Annotated in this window: 24 protein-coding genes and 1 pseudogene; 14 read left to right on the plus strand and 11 right to left on the minus strand. The window is 61.9% G+C overall.

Translation table 11 applies throughout. The features are described 5' to 3' along the window. Positions 1–14: 14 nt before the first annotated feature. Both MKZ91_RS27115 and MKZ91_RS27120 read right to left on the minus strand, forming a co-directional pair. A complete protein-coding gene (locus MKZ91_RS27115) occupies positions 15–1307 on the minus strand; it encodes a dihydroorotase (RefSeq protein WP_336174140.1) in 1293 nt (430 codons plus the stop codon). After that, positions 1304–2245 (minus strand): aspartate carbamoyltransferase catalytic subunit, encoded by a 942-nt coding sequence (locus tag MKZ91_RS27120; protein ID WP_336174141.1) that lies wholly within the window; start codon positions 2243–2245, stop codon positions 1304–1306. Before MKZ91_RS27120 ends, MKZ91_RS27115 begins: the two co-directional genes overlap by 4 nt. A 157-nt stretch (positions 2246–2402) precedes the next feature. Here MKZ91_RS27120 and MKZ91_RS27125 point away from each other — a divergent pair, with 157 nt between their 5' ends. Beyond that, a complete protein-coding gene (locus MKZ91_RS27125; RefSeq protein WP_336174143.1) occupies positions 2403–4055 on the plus strand; it encodes an acyl-CoA dehydrogenase family protein in 1653 nt (550 codons plus the stop codon). A gap of 26 nt (positions 4056–4081) precedes the next feature. Here MKZ91_RS27125 and MKZ91_RS27130 read toward each other — a convergent pair whose 3' ends face one another. Next, positions 4082–5017 carry an AEC family transporter gene (locus MKZ91_RS27130; RefSeq protein WP_336174144.1) on the minus strand — a complete coding sequence of 312 codons (936 nt, stop codon included), beginning with the start codon at positions 5015–5017 and terminating at the stop codon, positions 4082–4084. Between the two features lie 224 nt (positions 5018–5241). On the opposite strand from MKZ91_RS27130, the gene MKZ91_RS27135 reads away from it, so the two are divergent. Both MKZ91_RS27135 and MKZ91_RS27140 read left to right on the plus strand, forming a co-directional pair. Next, positions 5242–5397, plus strand: a complete 156-nt coding sequence (locus tag MKZ91_RS27135; RefSeq protein WP_336174164.1) for a hypothetical protein — start codon at positions 5242–5244, stop codon at positions 5395–5397. Then, entirely contained in the window at positions 5394–5735 is a 342-nt protein-coding gene (locus MKZ91_RS27140; protein WP_336174145.1) for a DUF6105 family protein, read from the plus strand. The genes MKZ91_RS27135 and MKZ91_RS27140 overlap by 4 nt, the downstream gene beginning before the upstream one ends. Here MKZ91_RS27140 and ruvX read toward each other — a convergent pair. Further along, positions 5681–6166, minus strand: coding sequence for a Holliday junction resolvase RuvX (gene ruvX / locus MKZ91_RS27145; protein ID WP_336174146.1), 486 nt, complete (start codon positions 6164–6166; stop codon positions 5681–5683). The two genes, MKZ91_RS27140 and ruvX, sit on opposite strands and share 55 nt — an antisense overlap. Before the next feature lie 81 nt (positions 6167–6247). Here ruvX and MKZ91_RS27150 point away from each other — a divergent pair, with 81 nt between their 5' ends. From MKZ91_RS27150 to MKZ91_RS27170, 5 genes and pseudogenes are all read left to right on the plus strand, one after another. After that, positions 6248–6952 carry a metal-dependent hydrolase gene (locus tag MKZ91_RS27150; RefSeq protein ID WP_336174147.1) on the plus strand — a complete coding sequence of 235 codons (705 nt, stop codon included), beginning with the start codon at positions 6248–6250 and terminating at the stop codon, positions 6950–6952. A gap of 106 nt (positions 6953–7058) precedes the next feature. Continuing rightward, positions 7059–7346 (plus strand): Asp-tRNA(Asn)/Glu-tRNA(Gln) amidotransferase subunit GatC, encoded by a 288-nt coding sequence (gene gatC, locus MKZ91_RS27155; RefSeq protein ID WP_336174148.1) that lies wholly within the window; start codon positions 7059–7061, stop codon positions 7344–7346. A gap of 50 nt (positions 7347–7396) precedes the next feature. Further along, positions 7397–8878, plus strand: coding sequence for an Asp-tRNA(Asn)/Glu-tRNA(Gln) amidotransferase subunit GatA (gene gatA, locus MKZ91_RS27160; RefSeq protein WP_336174149.1), 1482 nt, complete (start codon positions 7397–7399; stop codon positions 8876–8878). An 87-nt stretch (positions 8879–8965) separates the two neighbouring features. After that, positions 8966–9457, plus strand: coding sequence for a GNAT family N-acetyltransferase (locus MKZ91_RS27165; RefSeq protein ID WP_336174150.1), 492 nt, complete (start codon positions 8966–8968; stop codon positions 9455–9457). A gap of 505 nt (positions 9458–9962) precedes the next feature. Continuing rightward, a pseudogene (locus MKZ91_RS27170) lies at positions 9963–11020 on the plus strand (diguanylate cyclase). Positions 11021–11109: 89 nt separating this feature from the next. On the opposite strand, the gene MKZ91_RS27175 reads toward MKZ91_RS27170, so the two are convergent. Together MKZ91_RS27175 and MKZ91_RS27180 are read right to left on the minus strand one after the other, a co-directional pair. Beyond that, complete coding sequence (locus MKZ91_RS27175) at positions 11110–11364, minus strand: YjhX family toxin (protein ID WP_065374627.1); 255 nt, start codon at positions 11362–11364, stop codon at positions 11110–11112. Positions 11365–11555: 191 nt separating this feature from the next. Continuing rightward, the gene (locus MKZ91_RS27180) at positions 11556–11864 is read right to left on the minus strand and encodes a DUF1294 domain-containing protein (protein WP_336174151.1); all 309 of its coding nucleotides are present in this window, start codon (positions 11862–11864) and stop codon (positions 11556–11558) included. Positions 11865–12003: 139 nt separating this feature from the next. Here MKZ91_RS27180 and gatB point away from each other — a divergent pair, with 139 nt between their 5' ends. From gatB to MKZ91_RS27205, 5 genes are all read left to right on the plus strand, one after another. Continuing rightward, on the plus strand, positions 12004–13506 hold the full coding sequence (gene gatB, locus MKZ91_RS27185) for an Asp-tRNA(Asn)/Glu-tRNA(Gln) amidotransferase subunit GatB (RefSeq protein ID WP_336174152.1): 1503 nt from the start codon (positions 12004–12006) through the stop codon (positions 13504–13506). A gap of 3 nt (positions 13507–13509) precedes the next feature. Next, the gene (locus MKZ91_RS27190) at positions 13510–14010 is read left to right on the plus strand and encodes a GNAT family N-acetyltransferase (protein ID WP_336174153.1); all 501 of its coding nucleotides are present in this window, start codon (positions 13510–13512) and stop codon (positions 14008–14010) included. A 126-nt stretch (positions 14011–14136) separates the two neighbouring features. Beyond that, entirely contained in the window at positions 14137–14607 is a 471-nt protein-coding gene (locus MKZ91_RS27195) for a GNAT family N-acetyltransferase (RefSeq protein ID WP_336174154.1), read from the plus strand. Between the two features lie 104 nt (positions 14608–14711). Next, a complete protein-coding gene (locus MKZ91_RS27200) occupies positions 14712–15110 on the plus strand; it encodes an NADH:ubiquinone oxidoreductase subunit NDUFA12 (RefSeq protein WP_336174163.1) in 399 nt (132 codons plus the stop codon). A 122-nt stretch (positions 15111–15232) separates the two neighbouring features. After that, entirely contained in the window at positions 15233–15685 is a 453-nt protein-coding gene (locus tag MKZ91_RS27205; RefSeq protein ID WP_336174155.1) for a DUF2155 domain-containing protein, read from the plus strand. A 105-nt stretch (positions 15686–15790) separates the two neighbouring features. Here MKZ91_RS27205 and aat read toward each other — a convergent pair whose 3' ends face one another. The 5 genes from aat to MKZ91_RS27230 form a co-directional block, all read right to left on the minus strand. Then, positions 15791–16405 (minus strand): leucyl/phenylalanyl-tRNA--protein transferase, encoded by a 615-nt coding sequence (gene aat / locus MKZ91_RS27210; RefSeq protein ID WP_336174156.1) that lies wholly within the window; start codon positions 16403–16405, stop codon positions 15791–15793. A 10-nt stretch (positions 16406–16415) separates the two neighbouring features. Further along, positions 16416–17759, minus strand: a complete 1344-nt coding sequence (accC, locus tag MKZ91_RS27215; protein WP_336174157.1) for an acetyl-CoA carboxylase biotin carboxylase subunit — start codon at positions 17757–17759, stop codon at positions 16416–16418. A 12-nt stretch (positions 17760–17771) separates the two neighbouring features. Continuing rightward, positions 17772–18251 carry an acetyl-CoA carboxylase biotin carboxyl carrier protein gene (accB, locus tag MKZ91_RS27220; RefSeq protein ID WP_336174158.1) on the minus strand — a complete coding sequence of 160 codons (480 nt, stop codon included), beginning with the start codon at positions 18249–18251 and terminating at the stop codon, positions 17772–17774. Between the two features lie 26 nt (positions 18252–18277). Then, positions 18278–18724, minus strand: coding sequence for a type II 3-dehydroquinate dehydratase (aroQ, locus tag MKZ91_RS27225; protein WP_336174159.1), 447 nt, complete (start codon positions 18722–18724; stop codon positions 18278–18280). A gap of 106 nt (positions 18725–18830) precedes the next feature. Then, positions 18831–19598: a DsbA family protein gene (locus MKZ91_RS27230; protein ID WP_336174160.1), complete on the minus strand. Its 768-nt coding sequence runs from the start codon at positions 19596–19598 to the stop codon at positions 18831–18833. A 232-nt stretch (positions 19599–19830) separates the two neighbouring features. Here MKZ91_RS27230 and MKZ91_RS27235 point away from each other — a divergent pair, with 232 nt between their 5' ends. Beyond that, positions 19831–20988, plus strand: a complete 1158-nt coding sequence (locus MKZ91_RS27235; RefSeq protein WP_336174161.1) for a pyridoxal phosphate-dependent aminotransferase — start codon at positions 19831–19833, stop codon at positions 20986–20988. Positions 20989–21139 lie beyond the last annotated feature (151 nt).

The following is a 21139-nucleotide window of genomic DNA, read 5'->3' on the forward strand; positions in this document are numbered from 1 at the left end:
TGACCGCTTGCGGCTTATGCAGAATGCACAAGCTTGCCGGCAACATAGGTTTGCACAACCCGTCCGGTAAAGCGTGCATTTTCAAACGGCGTGTTCTTGGAGCGGGAGACGATCGCTTCCTTATAGAGAACCCACGGTTCGTCGAGATCGATGACGGCGATATCGGCCTTGGCGCCCGGCTTGAGCGTGCCGGCGTCGAGCCCGAAGATTTGAGCCGGGCGCGTCGACATGGCATCGATCAGCCGCATCAAGGGTACCTGGCCACTGTGGTGGAGGCGAAGGGCGGCAGCGGCAAGCGTCTCAAGTCCGATGGCGCCATCTTCCGCATCGGCAAACGGCAGGCGCTTGGTGTCGACGTCCTGCGGGTCATGCGAGGAGACGATGATATCGATGGTGCCGTCGGCGAGCGCCTCGGCCATGGCGACCCGGTCGTCTTCGCTGCGCAAGGGCGGCGAAAGCTTGAAGAAGCTCCGGTACTCGCCGATGTCGTTCTCGTTGAGCGCCAGGTTGTTGATCGAGATGCCACAGGTGACATTGGCGCCACGCTGGCGCGCCAGGCGGACGGCATCGGCCGACTCGGGAACCGAGAGTTGCGCGGCGTGGTAGGCGGCCCTCGTCAGTCCGGCGATGCGCAGGTCGCGCTCGAGCGGAATGATCTCTGCCTCACGCGGGATCCCGGAGAGGCCAAGCCAGCTGGCAAGCAGGCCCTCATGCATGACGCCGTTGGCGCCGAGATACTTGTCGCGGGTCTCAAGGGCGATGACTGCGCCGAACTCGCGCGCATAGGTCATGGCGCGGCGCAGTACCAGCGTGTCGTGGATCGACCGGCGGCCATTGGTGAAGCACACGGCACCAGCTTCGCGCAGCAGACCGAACTCGGTCATCTCCTCGCCGGCCAGCCCCTTGGTGAGTGCGGCTGCGGGATGGACATTGACGAGCGCCTTGTCGCGCGCCGTCTTCTTGACGAACTCGACCAGTGCGATGTCGTCGATCACGGGGTCGGTATCGGGCATGGCGATGAAGGTGGTGACACCACCGGCCGCTGCTGCGCGCGATGCGGACTCGAAGGTCTCGCGGTGCTCGCTGCCCGGTTCGCCGACGAAAACACGGGCATCGACAAGGCCCGGAACCGCCGTGAGACCGGCGCAGTCCTTGACGAAGGCACCATCAGGCGCGCCCTGGTTCTGCGCGTCGGCACCGGCGGCAACGATGCGGCCGTCGTTTCCAACGATGACGGTGCCGACCTCATCGAGATTACGCGAGGGGTCGATGATACGCAGGTTCTTCAGAACGAGTGGTCTGGTCATAGGCGCGGCCCCTGGTTCTGCGAGAGAAGCAGCGTTTCCATCACCGCCATGCGCACGGCAACGCCCATCTCGACCTGCTGTTCGATTACGCTCTGCGGGCCGTCGGCGATTTCCGAGGCGATCTCGACGCCGCGGTTCATCGGCCCGGGATGCATGACGAGTGCATCCTCCTTGGCCGCCTTCAGCTTCGCCGCATCAAGCCCGTAATAGTGGAAGTATTCGCGCACCGAAGGCACGAAGGAGCCGGCCATGCGCTCGCGCTGCAGGCGCAGCATCATCACGACATCCGCATCCTTCAGGCCCTCAGCCATCGAATGATAGACCTCGACGCCCATGTCGGCGATACCGGAGGGAAGCAGCGTCGCGGGTGCTACGACACGGACGCGGGCGCCCATCTGGTTCAGGAGCAAGATGTTGGAGCGGGCCACACGCGAATGCAGCACGTCGCCGCAGATAGCGACGATGATGCGCGAGAGCTTGCCCTTGGCGCGGCGGATCGTCAGCGCATCGAGCAGTGCCTGCGTCGGATGCTCGTGCTGGCCGTCGCCGGCGTTGACGACCGAGCAGGAGACCTTCTGCGCCAGAAGGGCTGCAGCGCCGGCCGAGGAGTGACGCACGACCAGCACGTCCGGGTGCATGGCGTTGAGCGTCATCGCCGTGTCGATCAGCGTTTCGCCCTTCTTCACCGACGAATTGCCGACCGACATGTTCATGACATCGGCGCCAAGCCGCTTGCCGGCGAGTTCGAACGAAGACTGTGTGCGGGTGGACGCTTCAAAGAAGAGGTTGATCTGCGTCAGCCCCCGAAGCGTCGACGTTTTCTTCTCTCTCTGACGGGAGATTTGGACGGCTTCATCGGCGCGGTCGAGCAGATAGGTGATATCCTGCTCCGTGAGCCCCTTGATGCCGAGCAGGTGGCGATGCGGGAAAGTGATCATGGGCCGCCCTTGCGCTCTTTAAATTGCGTCGCTCTATAAGACCTGCCCCCCGGCACGGCAAGGCTTGGCGGCGCCCTTCCGCAGAAAACTTGCAACGGTCATTCTATCTTTTCGGCGCCCCGTTTCGTGGTTGCGAAACTTGCGCTAGAACCGGCCCATGAATCAGATGAACCGGACCGAACAGAAACTCGCCGAGCTGAACCAGCCAAAGCCCTGGTCCGGTATCAACGCCTACCGCTCCGACCCGCTCGTGGTGGACATTACGTCCGGTATGCCGAAGGCGGTCCGCGATGACTTCGACGGGCTCGGCCGCTATGTGACCGCGCCGGAGACGCAGGAACTGGCGCGCATGGCGAACGAGGGGCCGCCGAAGCTGAAGACCCACGGTCCGCGCGGCGAGCGCCTCGACGTGGTCGAATTCCATCCGGCCTGGCACGCGCTGATGCGCCGCTCGATGACGTCGGGACTGCACTCGTCTGCCTGGGAAAACCTGGCCGACGAGCGCAACCAGTCGCACAAGATGCGGGCGATCCGCTTCTATCTCATGGCGCAGCTCGAATGCGGCCACCTCTGCCCGTTGACGATGACCAGCGCATCGCTGGCAGCGATCACCGCTTCGCCGGCCGTGCAGAAGGAATGGGCGCCGAAGATCCTGTCGCGCAAGTACGATTCCACCAACAGGCCGTGGATGCAGAAGTCTGCGGTCACGGTCGGCATGGGCATGACGGAGAAGCAGGGCGGGACCGACGTCCGTGCCAACACGTCGACTGCCGAGCGGGTGGGCGAGGGCATCTATCGCCTGAACGGCCACAAGTGGTTCATGTCGGCGCCGATGAGCGACGCCTTCGTCATGCTGGCGCAGACGCGCGAGGGCCTTGCCTGTTTTCTGGTGCCGCGGCTGCTTGAAGATGGCAGCGCCAACGGGCTGCGCTTCCAGCGCCTGAAGGACAAGCTCGGCAACCGTTCCAACGCGTCCACCGAAGTCGAGTTCTCCGACACGTTCGGCTTCATTCTCGGCGCGCCGGATGCCGGTATCCGCACGATCCTCGATATGGTGACGCTGACGCGGCTCGATTGTGCGCTGGCATCGGCTGGCATGATGCGGGCTTCACTGGCCGAAGCCGTGCATCATACGCGCGGCCGCAAGGTGTTTGGCAAGCCGCTCGCGAGCCAACCGATGATGACGCGCGTGCTTGCCGACATGGCACTCGACGTGGCTGCAGCCAGCGCGCTTTCCTTCCGTGTCGCGGAGGCCTTCGACAGGGCGCGCAACAGCCCGGAAGACGCAGCCTACGCGCGGATCATGACGCCGGTTGCAAAATACTGGGCCTGCAAGATCGCGCCGGCGCTGATCTACGAGGCGATGGAGTGCCTTGGCGGCAACGGTTACGTGGAAGAGCGCGCACTCGCACGCCACTACCGGGAAGCGCCGGTCAACGCCATCTGGGAAGGCTCCGGCAACGTCATGGCGCTGGACGTGCTGCGTGTACTGGCCAAGGGCAAGGATCTCTTCGAACAGCTCTTTGCGATCCTGGCGCGCGATCTCGGGCCGTCCGGCCGCAAGACGATCGATGTGCTGCGGGCCGCCATGTCCCTCTGCGAGCGTGACGAGGGTGCGGCACGCATGCTTGTCGAGCAATTGGCGCTCGCTGCCGCCGCTGCGGAACTCTATCGTCTCGGTGCCGGACGCATTGCCGACGCGTTCCTCGAATCGCGTTTGGCCGCCGGCTGGCGCTCGACCTACGGCATGCTCGATTCACGCTTCGATTCCGCCTACATCCTCGATCTTCTCTACCCCCCTGCGACCTAGGCGTCAGGTTCCTGCGGCGCCAGTCGTCACCCCACCGCGACGTACGTCGTCAGCCAGAGCACGAGCGGGATCGTGAAGAACGACACGACCGTTTGTACCGTCGCGACCGCCGCGTAGAGTTCGGCGTCGCCGCCCATCTGCTTGGCCAGCAAGTACCCGTTCATTGCCGTCGGCACGGCGGCGCCGAGCGCGATGATGAGCAGCGCTTCGCCGCGGATACCGAGCAGGTAGCTGGCGCTCACCATGAAGACCGGCATGACGATCAGCTTGAGGAATACCGCCAGCAGCGCAACCGCGCTTGGTTTCAGCGCGTCCGAAGCGCGCAGCCCGGCGCCGACCATCACCAGTCCGAGACTGAGCGACGCGCTCGCCAGCATCTCGATGGTCGCCATCAGCGGGCTATAGATCTTCAGTCCGATGAGGTTGACGAAAATCCCGAGTACCGAGGAGACGATGATCGGGTTCGTCGCGATCCGTGCAAAGAAGCGGCGAAAGTCGCGGTTGCCGCCCGCGAACCAGACGAGTGCGCCAATATTGTAGAGATTGGTCGGAATGATCAGCAGCGTCATCAACAGCGCGGTCAGCGTCAGGCCGAGCGGGCCGTAGAGCTTGTGGGCGATCGCAAGCGCCATGAAGCCGTTCCACCGCGTCGCCGTCTGGAAAACCGACGTGAAGGACGCTGCTGAAACCTGCCGGTTTCTGAGCGCGGGCCACAGCAAGAGCACAAAAAGTGACATCAGGCTGACGCTGCCGATCGTGGCGATGGCGGTCGCGTCGGCGTGCAATCCGGCAAAGTCGGCCTGGGCGAGGGTCGAGAACAAGAGGGCAGGGAACAGGATGAAGTAGCCGAATTGCTCGAGCCCGAGCCAAAGGTTCTGGTCTACGAACGTCGAGCGCTTGAGCCAGGCGCCGAGTACTACCAGGAGGAAGACGGGAAGAATGCTTTCGAAGACGACGATCATGGCGGGCCTGCACGCGAGGAGACGTGTATCGCTATCGCAAAAGTCGTCCCACAGGAAAGGATTTGAGCGTTGCGGTGAAAGATCAAGCCGGCTGCTGACACCAATCGGAGCCACCCAAACCGGTCTGTGAAAATTAACCTTAACAGATGGTTTACATTGCGCTGGGCCCCGCAAGGGTGGAGATTGGCCGGGTATTGAATGGAATCCGGAATGGGAGCGGTTCGGTGAGAACTGGTCTTTTGATCATCATGATGATGTTTTTCGCCGGACTGGCACTCGACATCGCAGTCCCTGCGATCGTTCTGGTAGCCTTGGTGCTGGCAGATCGCGCGCTCTATCCGCTGGTCTTCCGCACGACGTCGGAAAGGGGGGTCGCATGAAGTGGTTCTTGATCCTTTGGGCCGGCCCGGTCCTGCTGCTGACCTCGTGGTACGGCCTGTCCTACTACGACATCAGCTTCGGCTTTTTCATGCTGACACGGCAGACCCATGATCTGGTGTTCCAGATCTACGGCAACGTGCTCGGCATCCCGCCGGAAACGATCCCGCCGCTTGTCGCGCGCGCGATCGTCGTCGACAGCCTTATCGTTTTTGCCATCATCGGTTTCCGCAAGCGTCGCCAGATCATCGCCTGGTACCGCCGCCGCTTCGGCGCTGCCGTTCCTCAGGCAGAGAGGCCGTCCCTTGCCAGCGACGCGAGCCTGTCGAGCGCGCCCTGAAGAATGAAGGATGCGGCCGCCGAATCGATGCGCTCGGCTCGCTTCTTTCTCGAAACGTCCATCTCGATCAGAACCCGTTCGGCCGCCACGGTCGACAACCTTTCGTCCCAGAAGACGAAGGGCAGGGGTGTCTTCTGCTCCATGTTGCGAACGAAGGCGCGCGTCGCCTGACAACGCGGTCCCTCGCTGCCATCCATGTTGACGGGCAAGCCGATGACAAAGGCCGCGACCTTTTCTTTTTCCGCCGCTGACAGCAGTGCTTCGGCATCCACCCCGAATTTGACGCGGCGGATCACGTCGCGCGGCGTGGCGAAACGTCGGCCGAGATCGGAGACCGAGAGACCGATCGTTTTCGTGCCGAGGTCGAGCCCGGCGATCGCCTGGTGGGGCTGAAGCGTGAGAGCCAAGTCTTCAATGGTGAGAATTGCCATGGGAATGTCGATTCGATCTTTGCGCGGAGGACTGTCTGTTCCATATGCTGTTGCGACACTTAAATCATCAGGGAGAACGTCATGAAGATCAAATGGCTCGGCCATGCCGCCTTTCATATCGAGACGGCCAAGTCCAAGATCCTGATCGACCCCTTTTTCAGTGGCAATCCCGCGTTCCGTGACGAGGATCGCCGGGACGCGACCGCTGGGCTCACGCACATTCTCCTGACCCATGGTCACGGCGACCATGTTGGCGACACGATCGCGATCGCCAAGGAGACCGGTGCGACCGTCGTTGCCAATGCCGACCTCTGCACCTGGCTCGCGCGTCACGGTGTCAAGGCATTGGAAATGGGCAACACCGGCGGCACCATTCATCTCGGTTCGTTCTCGACGACTTTCGTCAATGCGCTGCATTCCTCCGCGCAAATGACCGAGGACGGAGTCTCGCACTCGCTCGGCAACGCCAATGGTCTGGTGCTGCATTTCGAAGACGAGCCGACGCTTTATCACATGGGCGACACGGACATCTTTTCCGACATGGCGCTGATCAACGAATTGCACCAGCCGGAGATCGGTATCGTACCGATCGGCGATCGCTTCACCATGGGCGGTGCGGTTGCAGCGCTCGCCTGCCAGCGGTTCTTCAAGTTCTCAACCGCGATCCCCTGTCACTATGGCTCGTTCCCGATCATCGATCAGACGCCGGAAACCTTCCTCGTCGGCATGGATGGCGCGTCGACGAAGGTCGAAACCCCGGATGTCGGCGGCGTAGTCACGGTCTAAGTGGTGCCTCGCCTTGGCGACAGCTCGGTGATCAGGCGATTCCCCCGTTGCGTGCCTCGCGCTGCACCATTATAGCGGGGGAAAGTTCCAGAGACCGGAGACGACCATGTCCGTAGACCTTGCCACCGTGAAGCGCGTCGCGCGCCTCGCCCGCATCGCCGTCAGCGAAGAAGAAGCCACGCGGATGATGGGCGAACTCAATGGCATTCTCGGCTTTGTCGAGCAACTCTCCGAAGTCAATGTCGACGGCGTCGAGCCGATGACTTCGGTGACGCCGATGGAGATGAAGAAGCGGGTAGACAACGTCTCGGACGGCAACAAGGCGGACGACGTCGTTGCCAATGCACCGAATTCGGATCGCAACTTCTTCCTCGTTCCGAAGGTGGTCGAGTAATCTCCCGCCTGCCGCCCCGCCGTTTCTGATTGCGAAAGCCCGATTTCACCATGACCGACCTCATCAGCCTGACGATTGCCGAAGCTCGCACGAAGCTCGCCGCCAAGGAAATCACCGCCGTCGAACTGACGGACGCCTATATCGGCGCGATCGATGCCGCCAACGAGACGATCAACGCCTACATCGCTGTCACGCCGGACAAGGCGCGCGAGATGGCCAAGGCCTCGGATGCGCGCATCGCCGCCGGCAAGGCCGGTGCGCTCGAAGGCATCCCGCTCGGCATCAAGGATCTCTTCGGCACCGAGGGCGTGCACACCCAGGCCTGCAGCCATATCCTCGACGGCTTCAAACCGCGCTATGAATCGACCGTCACCCAGAACCTCTGGAACGACGGTGCCGTCATGCTCGGCAAGCTGAACATGGACGAGTTCGCCATGGGCTCGTCGAACGAGACCTCCTATTACGGCGCGGTCAAGAACCCCTGGCGCGCCAAGGGCTCCAACATGGATCTCGTTCCCGGCGGTTCGTCCGGTGGTTCGGCTGCAGCCGTTGCCGCGCATCTGTGCGCCGGCGCCACCGCCACCGACACGGGCGGCTCCATCCGTCAGCCGGCCGCCTTCACCGGCACCGTCGGCATCAAGCCGACCTATGGTCGCTGCTCGCGCTGGGGCGTCGTCGCCTTCGCCTCGTCGCTCGACCAGGCGGGCCCGATCGCCCGCGATGTGCGCGATGCCGCGATCCTTCTGAAGTCGATGGCAAGCGTCGATGCCAAGGACACGACCTCGGTGGACCTGCCGGTGCCGGACTACGAAGCTTCGATCGGCAAGTCGATCAAGGGCATGAAGATCGGTATTCCGCGCGAGTACCGCGTCGACGGCATGCCCGACGAAATCGAAGCGCTCTGGCAGCAGGGCATTGCCTGGCTGAAGGAAGCCGGCGCCGAGATCGTCGACATCACCCTGCCGCACACGAAATACGCGCTTCCGGCCTATTACATCGTCGCCCCGGCTGAAGCGTCCTCGAACCTTGCCCGCTACGATGGCGTGCGCTACGGCCTGCGCGTCGATGGCAAGGACATCGTCGACATGTATGAAAAGACGCGTGCCGCCGGCTTCGGCCAGGAGGTCAAGCGCCGCATCATGATCGGCACCTACGTGCTTTCGGCCGGCTATTACGATGCCTACTATCTGCAGGCGCAGAAGGTCCGCACGCTGATCAAGCGCGACTTCGAACTGGCCTTCCACGCTGGTGTCGACGCGATACTCACGCCCGCGACACCGTCGTCCGCCTTCGGTATTGCCGACGAGGATCTCGCATCCGATCCGGTCAAGATGTACCTCAACGACATCTTCACCGTCACCGTGAACATGGCCGGTCTTCCGGGCATCGCTGTTCCGGGTGGTCTCGATCACAAGGGCCTGCCGCTCGGATTGCAACTGATCGGCAAGCCGTTCGAGGAAGAGACGCTGTTCAAGACGGCGCACGTCATCGAGCAGGCTGCCGGCCGCTTCACCCCCTCCAAGTGGTGGTAAAACTTTGATGGCGGTGCCGACCAGGCACCGCTATTTTTCGTTCTGAAGATTGCCCATCAGTGTTGTCGCGGAAGGAGTTCCCGCGTCATGCCCTTCATCCGCCATGCCCGCGCCGGCGACGTCGAACGACTGACCGCAATCGGTCTCGACGCCTGGCACTCGGCGATCGCGGGTCTTTCCGACGGCGAGCGGATGCGGCGGGTGGCGGAAGCGGTATTCTTCCGTTTTCTTTCCGACCACTGGCTTTCCGTCTTGCTGGTCGAAGCCGAGGGCGACATTCGCGGCTGGACGGCGCGCGAGAATTTCGACAACGCGATATCCGATCTGTGGGTCGAGCCGTCTGCGCAGGGCAGGGGTCTCGGCGTCCTTTTGCTCGGCGAGATCGAGGCCCGCATCGTCAAGGACCGCTTCGAAACCGTGACCACCAAGACCCATGCGCGCAACGACCGAGCCGTTCGCTTCTTTCGCAAGGGCGGCTACGGCGTGAGCTGGCTTTCAACCGCCTATTCACCGCAACTCGACAGCGACGTCGAGTTCATCGGACTAAGAAAAATCCTCGGGGAGGAGGGCGGCAGCTGATCTGCGGCCGCTGAATAGCTGACATCCGGAAATGGTGCTGCGAATTCACATCCCGTTCATTAGGCCCATGAAATATTATGGGTTATGAAAGTGCGGTGGCGCCGCGGGGGAACGCTTGTTGCAGATGCTGGAGAAGACGGTCGCGCGACCGTTGGTTCTGAAGCCCTTCCATCACTCCTTTTGGCTTGTCGGCCTCGGCTTGATTGTTTTTATCGCCTGCGTCCTCGGCATCCTGAGCCGCCCGGTCGGCATGCTCGCTTCGATCTGGCCGGCCAATGCCATCCTTCTTGGCCTTCTCGTCAGAAACCCGTCGCTTGCGTCCCCGGCAGGCTGGTTTACTGCCGCGTTGGCCTATGTGTTGGCCGACGTCGTCACCGGGGCGGATCTGACGCAGGCGCTCTCCCTGAACGCCGCCAACATGGTCGGTGTCGTCATCGGCTACGCGCTCTTCGCGCGGCTTTCCAGCGAACACCGCCATCTGCGCCGGCCGCTCTCGGTGCTTCATATGTTTGCCAATGCATCGCTCGCTGCGATCGGTGCGGCTGGCGTTGGCGCTGCTGCCGCACATGCGGTGTTTGGCGCGCCGTTACCCGATGCCTTCATCGCCTGGCTGACGACTGAACTTGTCAACTACGTGGTCATATTGCCGGTCTTCCTGGCAGCCCCGATCTCCAGCGATGGTTCGCGGTCCGGTGCCGCATCGATCGCGGCATCCGCACGGACTGGAAGTCCCTGGCCGCTGGTTGCCTTGGTCGCTTCGTGTGCGGCGTCACTCACGATCGGCGGTCCCGGCGCCTTTGCCTTTCCGGTGCCAGCACTTCTGTGGTGCGCGCTGACCTATGGATTGTTCTGCGTCACCGTGCTGACGGCGATCGTCGGCGTTTTGACGCAGGTCGCCGTGGCGTCCGGAGCGCTGCATCTTGGTGTCAGTGGCGTGGCGGAGGCGACGCTCACATCCATACGGCTCGGGACAACGCTTCTCGCCCTCTGTCCCCTGACGGTTGCCAGCGTCGACGCCGCGCGACGGGCACTGATCGGGCGTTTGTCCCATGCGGTCGACTATGACTTCCTCACGCAGTGCCTGGCGCGCTCTGCCTTCATGTCGCGTGCAGCCGCGCTGGTGGCAGCACCGGCTGCACGCCGAAGCGGAACGGTCGTGATGATGCTCGACATCGATCGCTTCAAGGCGATCAACGATACCTATGGCCATGCCGTGGGGGACCGCGTGCTGACCGCGGTTGCCCGGTGGTTCGCACGGCACTCCGCAGCGATGATCTTTTCGGTCGGCTTGGCGGCGAGGAGTTTGCCGTCGTGCTTGTCCGCCAGTCGCCTGCAGACGCGCTTAAAGTTGCCGAGCGCCTGCTTGAGGCCGTGCGCGTGCTGGAACTCGATCTGGAGCAGGGCGGTAAGCTCTCGGTGACGATCAGCATCGGAGCAGCCGAAGTTTCAACCGGCGAAGCCGGGCTTGATCGGCTGCTTCTGGCTGCGGACCGCGCCCTCTACCAGGCAAAGGACGCCGGCCGCGACCGTGTTGGCTGCGCCCTCGTCGCTGCCCACGGGTGACGTTAGGTTACCCGCAATGTCGGCATTCTCATAACGTGAAGAGCGGACACCGGACATGCAGCATGTCCGGTGTCGCCGTCGTTGACCGCTCAGCGATTGTTGAGTTCCGATCGAACCAACTGCAAACCACGTTCCGTGATGCGATAAGGCTTTCCGCCGGAAGACGAGATCGCCTTCTTGCGCTTCAGCTTGCGGAAAAGCTCGAGATCGAAGCCGGGATAGACCCAGCCGTCGCGGGTGAAGCACCGGATTTCGGTAATCGCCTTGCTTTCGCGGATGATTTCGATGCGGCCGCCCTGGGCCAAATGATGAAGAATGCGCTGTTCTGCGCGCGAGATGTCCATTGTCTGAATGTTCCGGATAGCGTTCGTGTGAACGCAGGAAAACGTTCCGCAAATCACTGAAGATGCGGGGTGACGTTTCCCGCCCGTGCACGCAATCGAAGTGATTGCGGGGACGGGCCCTTACCGGGACTCAGGGGACGAACGGAACATCAAAACTCCAATAGAACGGTGCCTTCCTAGAAGACGGGCGATCATGCGTCAAGATAGGTGTGCAACGTCAGGATGCCGATTGCTGCGAACACCAATTGAAACGTGATGATCAGCCGCAGGAGCGTGCGAAACGGTTCCTTGCGCGTTTTGTGGCGAAAGAGGCGACAGGCGGCCACGGCACCCAGGCTGCCACCGCACATGGCGACGCTGAGCAACGCCTGTTCGCTGGTGCGCCGGCCAGTCCGTGCCGCCCTCTTGTCTTGCCAGAAGAGGCCGAAGCTGAAGGCATTGATGAGGATTGCAAAGCAGAAGGCGGCGGCCGTGATCGACATCGCGAGATAGTGGCGCAATGCCGCTAAGCGGTGGTTAAGGAAACGATCACGCGTCGTATCCCGCGTTGAAGCGTCTGATGACGCCGAACAACTTGCACCGGCGGACCAATTGTTCTACCGAGAAACCAAGAATTCAGGCTTCAAAGAAGAGCATGATATGAGCATTGTCGACGTCCGCACTCCCGATCCGAAACGCTTCATCCCCGGCGCCACCGGCGACTGGGAGGTCATCATCGGCATGGAAGTCCATGCCCAGGTGCTGTCCAATTCGAAGCTTTTCTCGGGGGCCTCGACGGAATTCGGCAATGCGCCGAACGCCAACGTGTCGCTGGTCGATGCCGCCATGCCGGGCATGCTTCCCGTGATCAACGAGGAATGCGTCCGCCAAGCGGTGCGCACCGGCCTTGGCCTCAAGGCCGTGATCAACAACCGCTCGATCTTCGACCGCAAGAATTATTTCTATCCGGACCTGCCGCAGGGCTACCAGATCTCGCAGTTCAAGGATCCGATCGTCGGCGAAGGCAAGATCGTCATTTCGATCGGACCTGATCGTCAGGGCCAGTTCGAGGATGTCGAGATCGGCATCGAGCGTCTGCATCTGGAACAGGATGCCGGCAAGTCGATGCATGACCAGCATCCGTCGATGTCCTATGTCGACCTCAACCGTTCGGGCGTGGCATTGATGGAGATCGTCTCCAAGCCGGACATGCGTTCGTCGGATGAGGCCAAGGCCTATATGACGAAGCTGCGTTCGATCGTGCGCTATCTCGGCACCTGCGACGGCAACATGGACGAAGGCTCGATGCGTGCCGACGTCAACGTTTCGGTCCGTCGCCCGGGTGAAGGCTTCGGCACGCGTTGCGAGATCAAGAACGTCAACTCGATCCGCTTCATCGGCCAGGCGATCGAATATGAGGCTCGCCGCCAGATCGGCATCCTCGAGGACGGTGGCGTCATCGACCAGGAAACCCGCCTGTTCGACCCGAACAAGGGCGAGACCCGTTCGATGCGCTCCAAGGAAGATGCGCACGACTACCGCTATTTCCCCGATCCGGACCTCTTGCCGCTCGAATTCGACGATGCCTTCGTCGACGCGCTGAAGGCGACCTTGCCGGAACTGCCTGACGACAAGAAGGAGCGCTTCGTGCGTGACCTCGGGCTCTCGGTCTATGATGCATCGGTTCTCGTTTCCGAAAAGTCGATCGCCGACTATTTCGAGGCGGTCGCCGAAGGACGCGACGGCAAGATCGCCGCCAACTGGGTCATCAACGACCTGCTCGGTGCCTTGAACAAAGCCGGCAAAGCCATTGAAGAGACTCCGGTTTCGCCTGTTCAGCTCGGTGGCATCATCGATCTCATCAAGGCAGAGACCATCTCCGGCAAGATCGCCAAGGACCTATTCGAGATCATCTGGAACGAGGGCGGCGACCCGGCCGAGATCGTCGAGGCGCGCGGCATGAAGCAGGTGACCGACACCGGCGCCATCGAAAAGGCCGTCGACGAGATCATCGCGGCCAACCCGGACCAGGTCGCCAAGGTTCAGGCCAAGCCCTCGCTTGCCGGCTGGTTCGTCGGCCAGGTGATGAAGTCGACCGGTGGCAAGGCCAACCCCCAGGCAGTCCAGGCTCTGGTGAAGGCCAAGCTCGGCATCGAGGAATAAGCGATGTTCTTCGTGCGCACCGCAAGCGAGCGTGATCTCGAGAAGGTCCGCGCCTTGTTGGTCGAGACGTGGCACGCGACCTACGACACGTTTTACGGCGTCGAGAAGGTCAATGAACTGACGCAGCGCTGGCATTCGGTGCCGGCGCTCAAAGCCAAGCTTGCGCGCAAGCAGGCGGAGTTTCTCGTGGCCGACGATGGTCGCCAGCTCGGTGGCATGGGCTACGCGGCGATGTCGGAATCGTTGCCGAAGACCGCCGTGCTGCACCAGCTCTACGTCCTGCCGAAGTACCAACGGCAGGGAATCGGCCGCGACATCTTCGCCGAACTCGAGACCTGCTTTCCGGATGCCGAACGCATGCGTGTCGAAGTCGAGCCGCAGAACCTGCATGCCTTGGCGTTCTATCGAACGCACGGCTTCGCTGAAGTGGGAAAAACGGCCAGTTGCGGCGATGAGCAATCCGGCCTGCCAGCGATCATCCTTGAAAAGCATCTAATCGGGTAGGGAGCCCCGGAGGGCCGCGGCCGGATCTGCGAACCCTGTGGAAAACGTCGGTGGTCTTGGCGCTGTCACGTCACTGTTACCTTTCGGTGCTTCGACGTTGCCGATGAAGATTGCAGGCGGGGAGCCATGGACGCGATTGCCGAACTTTTGATCCGGGAAGCCGAGCGGGCTGATCTGCCTGCCATCATTGCCCTTTTTGCCAATGATCAACTCGGCGGGCACGGAGACACCACCGAGTCTGATGCCTTCGGCGAGTACTTGGCCGCCTTCGATAAAATCGAGGCGTCGCCGCTGCAGGTGCTCTATGTCGCCGTCCTTGGCGGCGAGGTCGTCGCAACGTTCCAGACGGCGCTGCACACGTCGCTCTCCGGGCGCGGCAGCTCAAGCCTTGTGATCGAAGCGGTGCAGACGCGTGAGGACATGCGTGGCCGCCGGATCGGTGAGCGGATGATGCGCCACGCCATCGCCGCGGCGCGAGAACAGGGCGCGGCGAAGGTGCAACTCACTTCGAATGCGCTGCGCAGCGACGCACATCGCTTCTATGAGCGTCTCGGCTTCAAACGCAGCCACTTCGGCTTTCGCATGCCGTTGAAATGACCGACCTTGCCTCGGAATCACTGGACAAGCCTTGAGCGGCGGGGCATAAGCGGGAACATAGTTTTGGTATCCGGCCGCCTTCCCAACGGCCGGTCAAGGACGGCATCATGAAGCTCCTGCTGCAGATTTTCACCTGGTGGAACGAACAGACGATCGGTACGCGGTTTCACACTTGGCGTCACGGCCAGCGGGTTGGTGAAGATGAATTCGGCAACGTCTACTACCAGGGCGGCAAGGATTCCGAGGGCCGTACGCGCCGCTGGGTGATCTACAGCGGTTACGCCGATGCATCGGCCATTCCGCCCGGCTGGCACGGCTGGATGCATCACCGCACCGATGTCTCTCCGGCGGACGAAAAGTACACGCCGCGCGAATGGCAGAAACAGCACCGTGCCAATCCGACCGGTACGGCAAACGCCTATCGCCCGCAGGGCTCGATCGCAGCCAGCGGCAAGCGTCCGCGGGTGACCGGCGATTATGACGCCTGGACCCCGGGTTCCTGAGATATCTGTTTCCAGCGAAGACGACGGACCGTGGAACAGGGTCCTCGATCATGGCGCGGCCACATTTCACGGTTAGCGCCTGATATCCATCGATGACGACAGCGCGCGGGAGACGGGCAAAAATGGCAGGTTCTGATCTGCGGAAGGCAATCGGCCAGAGAATGCGGCGGTTGGGCTTGTCCCTTCTTGCCGGATTGCCGCTGATCGCCTCGGTCGGAACTGTCGATGCCGCTCGCCTCAACAATGCGGTTGCCGTGTTCTCGGGTATCGACAAGATCACCGGCCGCATCACCACTTTCGACGTCTATATCGGCGAGACCGTTCAGTTCGGTGCCCTGCAGGTGACGCCGCGCGTTTGCTACAGCCGTGACGACACAGAGGCGCAGAAGATCACGACCTTTGTCGAAGTCGAGGAAATCACGCTCGACCGCAAGATCCGCCGCATCTTCACCGGTTGGATGTTTGCCGACAGCCCGGGTCTGAACGCTGTCGAGCACCCGGTCTATGACGTCTGGCTGCAATCCTGCAAGGCGACGTCGGATCTGCCGCCGCCGGACACGGCGCAAAAGCAATAGGCACGTTGCTTGCGGTCCTCGGCCTTCGTTGAAGGGCCGTCGGACGCCAACGAGGAACCCGAGCGTCGAAATCGACGGACGCTTCGATCTTTTCCTGGAACTGTCTTAGAAGTTGAGATCTGGCGACGACATCGCGTTCGCCAGCATGACTTCGTACTCTGCCTTCGGAACGTCGATTGCGCCGAAGGATTTCAGATGTTCCGTGGTGAACTGGGTATCGAGCAATTCGAAGCCGCGCGCCTTCAACCGCTCGACCAGATGCACGAGACAGATCTTCGAGGCATCTGTGCGTCGGGAAAACATGCTCTCACCGAAGAAGGCGGACCCAAGCGAAACGCCATAGAGCCCGCCGACCAATTGATCGCCTTCCCAGGCTTCCACACTATGGGCGTAACCCATGGTGTGAAGCGTTGCGTAGAGGCTGCGGATCTTCGCGTTGATCCAGGTCGTCGGCCGGTCCGGGGCAGGTGCCGCGCAACCGTCCATGACCGCTTCGAAGGCGGTGTTGAAGCGGATGTCGAATGGCTTGTGACGGATTGTCTTGGCGAGACTGCGGGAGACGTGGAAGCCTGGGAGCGGGATGACGCCGCGGATTTCCGGCTCGACCCAGAAGAGCTCCGGGTCATCAGCTGAGTCGGCCATCGGAAACAGGCCGATCGAATAGGCGCGCAGCAGCATGTCCGGTGTAATATCGGGCTGCTTGCTGCGCGTCCCCTTCAATGTACGGTCCTTACTCGGACGTGGCGGCCAGATGCTTCTCCAGCCAATGGATGTCGTATTCGCCGTTTGCGATATCCTGATTATTGATCAGGTCCTGGAACAGCGGAAGCGTTGTTTTGATGCCGTCGATGACGAATTCGTCGAGTACGCGACGCAGGCGCATCATGCACTCGACGCGGGTGCGGCCGTGCACGATCAGCTTGCCGATCAAGCTGTCGTAATAGGGCGGGATCCGGTAGCCCTGATAGGCGCCCGAATCGACGCGCACGCCAAGACCGCCCGGCGCATGAAAATGCGTGATCGTGCCTGGGGAGGGGACGAAGGTGCGCGGGTCTTCGGCATTGATGCGGCACTCGATGGCGTGGCCGGAAAACACGATGTCTTCCTGCTTGACCGACAGGCCGCCGCCCGATGCGACGCGGATCTGCTCGTGCACGAGGTCGATGCCGGTGATCGCTTCGGTGATCGGGTGCTCGACCTGAAGACGGGTGTTCATTTCGATGAAATAGAACTCGCCGTTTTCGTAGAGGAACTCGATCGTGCCGGCGCCGCGGTACTTCAGCTTCTTCATGGCATCGGCGCAGATCTGGCCGATCTTCATGCGCTGGTCGACGTTAAGCGCCGGGGAGTTGGCTTCTTCCCAGACTTTCTGGTGGCGGCGCTGCAGCGAGCAGTCGCGCTCGCCGAGATGCACCGCATTGCCGGCGCCGTCGCCAACGATCTGGATCTCGATGTGGCGCGGCTTGCCGAGGTACTTTTCCATGTACACGGCGTCGTTGCCGAACGCGGCAAGCGCTTCGGCGCGCGCCGTCGCGACAGCTTCCTCAAGGTCAGCCTCGGAGCGAGCGACCTTCATGCCGCGCCCGCCGCCGCCGGCGGTTGCCTTGATCAGCACGGGAAAGCCGATCTTGCGAGCGACCTCAAGCGCGTTCTCCGGCTTTACCTCGCCGTCGGAACCCGGAACGACCGGAATGCCAAGCTCCTGCGCCGTCTTCTTGGCGGTGATCTTGTCACCCATGATGCGGATATGTTCCGCGGTCGGGCCGATGAAGGTGATGTCGTGCGCTTCGAGGATCTCGGCGAACTTGGCGTTTTCCGACAGGAAGCCGTAGCCCGGGTGCACGGCGTCGGCACCGGTGATTTCGCAAGCGGCGACGATCTGGTGAATGTTCAGGTAGCTATCGCGCGACGGCGGCGGGCCGATGCAGACGCTCTCGTCGGCGAGGCGCACATGCATGGCATCGCTGTCGGCCGTGGAATGGACGGCAACCGTCGCGATGCCGAGTTCCTTGCAGGCGCGCAGCACGCGAAGGGCGATTTCGCCGCGATTGGCAATAAGAATTTTCGAGATCATCGCCGCGCCGCCTTACTCGATTACGATCAGCGGTTCGCCATATTCGACGGGGGCTGCGTCCTGGACGAAGATTTCGGTGACCTTGCCCGAGCGCGGAGCCGGGATCTGGTTCATCGTCTTCATGGCTTCGATGATCAGGATCGTCTGGCCTTCCTTGACGGTTGCGCCGACTTCGATGAAGGGGCGGGCGCCGGGAGCCGGAGCGAGATAGGCAGTGCCGACCATTGGTGCGGTTACGGCATTCTTCGATGCGCGGCCGCTCTCGGCAGCCGGGGCAGCGACAGCGTTCACCGGTGCGGTAGCTGCAGCAGGGAACTGGTAGGACGGCATCTGCGGCATGGCCATCGGCATCGCAACCGGCGTGCCGTTGCGCGAGACGCGAATGCGCAGGTCGTCCTGCTCGACCTCGATCTCGGTCAGATCGGTGTCCTTGAGAATGTTGGCGAGGTCGCGGATCAGCGCCTGGTCGATACCTGGTTTCTTGTCAGCCATGGAATATGAGCCTCTTAATGTTCTTTTTATTTCGACGGATTTGTCAGGTTCTTTAGCGCATGCAGCGCAAGAATGTAACTCTGCGCGCCGAAGCCGCAGATGACGCCTTTGACTGCCGGCGCGATCATCGATTTGTGGCGGAATTCCTCGCGCGCGTGAATGTTCGAGAGGTGCAGTTCGACCACGGGAATGCCAATGGCACGGATAGCGTCGTGAAGGGCGATCGAGGTGTGGCCGTAGGCGGCCGGATTGATCGCAACGCCAGCGGCGACGCTGCCGGCCTCATGCAACCAGTCGACCAGCGTGCCTTCGTGGTTCGACTGGCGGAAATCGACCTCAAAGCCGAGGGCCTTGCCCTCGGTCTTGCACATGGCCTCAATGTCGGCCAGCGTCTGGCCGCCATAAATACCCGGCTCGCGCTTGCCCAGCGCATTCAGGTTGGGGCCGTTCAGCACGAAAATGGTCGATGGCATAGGGGATTCCGGTCCGGTCATGGAGGGTTACCTATAGACTGATGGTCCCGCGAGGAAAAGCCCTTTGGGCCCCCACGGGATTTGTCCACAGTCATGGGAAGGATTGTCAGCAGGCGGTCTTGCCGCATTCGCGCATGTTGGCGACCTTGCTTTCGATTTCGGCGGCACCGACGGCCCCGAAGACCGCCTCGTTGCCGATGACATAGGACGGCGTGCCGGTGATGCCGAGGTCGTTGGCAAGGCTGTATGCCTCACGCACGGCCGCATCGTGTGGCTCGTTTTCCATCTTTGCGCGCAGGTCCTTTTCCGAGACGCCGAGCTTCACCGCGACGGCAATGGCCGTTTCTTCAGTTGCGCGGTCTTCCCCGCCAAGCAGGGCGCGGTGGAAGTCGCCGTATTTCTCCGGCGCCACCAGACGGAAGGCGGCGCTCACCTTGTGGGCCGCAAGCGAATCCGGTCCGAGGATCGGCAGTTCCTTCAGCACGAAACGGACGTTCTTGTCCTTGGCGAGAATTTCGTCCATGTCCGAAAGAGCGCGTTTGCAATAGCCGCAATTGTAATCATAGAACTCGACGACGGTAATGTCGCCCTTGGGGTTGCCAAGCACCATGTCATAGTCGGAATTGAAGATCGCCTTCTTGTTGCCGGCAATCGCCGTTTCGGCTGCTTCCTGTTGCTTGGCGCGCTGCTTGTTGGCCAGCGCCTCCTGGACCTCGAGCATGATCTCGGGATTGGCGATCAGGTACTCCTTGATGAAGGCGCCGATTTCTTCCTTCTGCTTCGCATCGAGTGCGAGCGCGCTCTGCGGCAGGCTGACCCCGGCCATGAACGCAGCAAGCGCTCCGGCGGCAATCATCTTGGTGCTGAAATTCATTTGTACCTCGTTGTCCTTGTTTGTTTCCCTGTCGTCCATGTCGCGCTGCCGCGTCAACGAGCGGTTTTGAATGGCAACAGGAATCCGCAAATCCGGAATATGCGGGCAGCATAGGTTGCGTGCCGCGGAAACGAAACGGCAAAATCGGCGGAAATACGGCACTCGCAGACTTGTGAAGGCCAATTTCATCGGGCAAAGGGGCAGAAGAACAGCCGCATACGAGGATTTTCCGTTGGTAGAATTGTCAAAACGCAGCGCCGTCGAACCCTTTCACGCGATGGACGTGTTGGCCGAGGCGACGCGTCGGCGTGACGCCGGCCACCCCGTGATTTCCATGGCAGTCGGCCAGCCGGCGCATCCGGCGCCGAAGGCGGCGCTTGAGGCAGCCCGGCTCGCGCTCCAGCACGGTAGGCTCGGCTACACCGATGCCCTCGGAACGCTTTCGCTGCGAACGGCGATCGCGCGCCATTACCAGAAACGGCACGGCGTCACGCTCGACCCGCAGCGCATTGCGGTAACGACGGGCTCGTCAGCCGGTTTCAACCTTGCCTTCCTGGCCCTCTTCGATCCCGGTGATTGCGTCGCAATCGCACGGCCCGGCTATCCGGCCTACCGCAACATCCTTGCGGCGCTCGGTCTGACGGTGGTTGAAGTCGAAGCCAATGCGGAGACGGGCTTCACGCTGACGCCGGAGAGCCTGGCGAGGGCCGCCGCCAAGGTCGGACGTCCGTTGAAGGGCGTGCTGTTGGCGAGCCCGGCAAACCCCACCGGCACGGTGACGGGCAGGGCGGGTCTGAAGGCACTGGCCGACTATTGCCGGGCAGAATCGATCGCCTTCATTTCCGACGAGATCTACCACGGGCTGACTTTCGCCGGCGAAGAGGCGAGCGCGCTTGAGGTCACCGATGAAGCGATCGTCATCAATTCCTTCTCGAAATACTATTGCATGACCGGTTGGCGGATCGGTTGGATCGTGTTGCCGGCGGACAAGGTTCGCGGCTTCGAACGCATCGCCCAGAGCCTCTACATTTCGCCGCCGGAGCTATCGCAGATCGCAGCCGAGGCGGCACTCGACGCGCATGAAGAGCTTGACGGCTACAAGGCTGCTTACGCTGCCAATCGCGAGATGCTGCTGAAACGCCTGCCGCAGATCGGCCTCTCGATCGCTTCACCGATGGACGGTGCCTTCTACGCCTATGTGGATGTCAGCCGTTTCACCAACGACAGCATGGCCTTTGCCCGCCGGATGTTGGCGGAGATCAATGTGGCCGCAACGCCCGGCTTCGATTTCGATCCACTTGAGGGGCACCGGACGATGCGCTTCTCCTACGCAGGCGCTGAGGGTGACATGATCGAGGCAATGGATCGAATCGCACGCTGGCTTGCGTGATTGCCTGACCGAGTGGGCAGAGCCCCGATCTGTCGCCGATATCTTCCCAAATGAAAAGGCCCGGAGCGATCCGGGCCTTCAGACCGCTGACAAACCCGTCGATATTTTCGGCGGGTTTTTGTTTTTGTGGCAGGCATTTTTGTTCGGGCTG

Source organism: Ensifer sp. MJa1 (assembly GCF_037026475.1).
In the GTDB taxonomy this organism is placed as follows: Bacteria; Pseudomonadota; Alphaproteobacteria; order Rhizobiales; family Rhizobiaceae; genus Ensifer.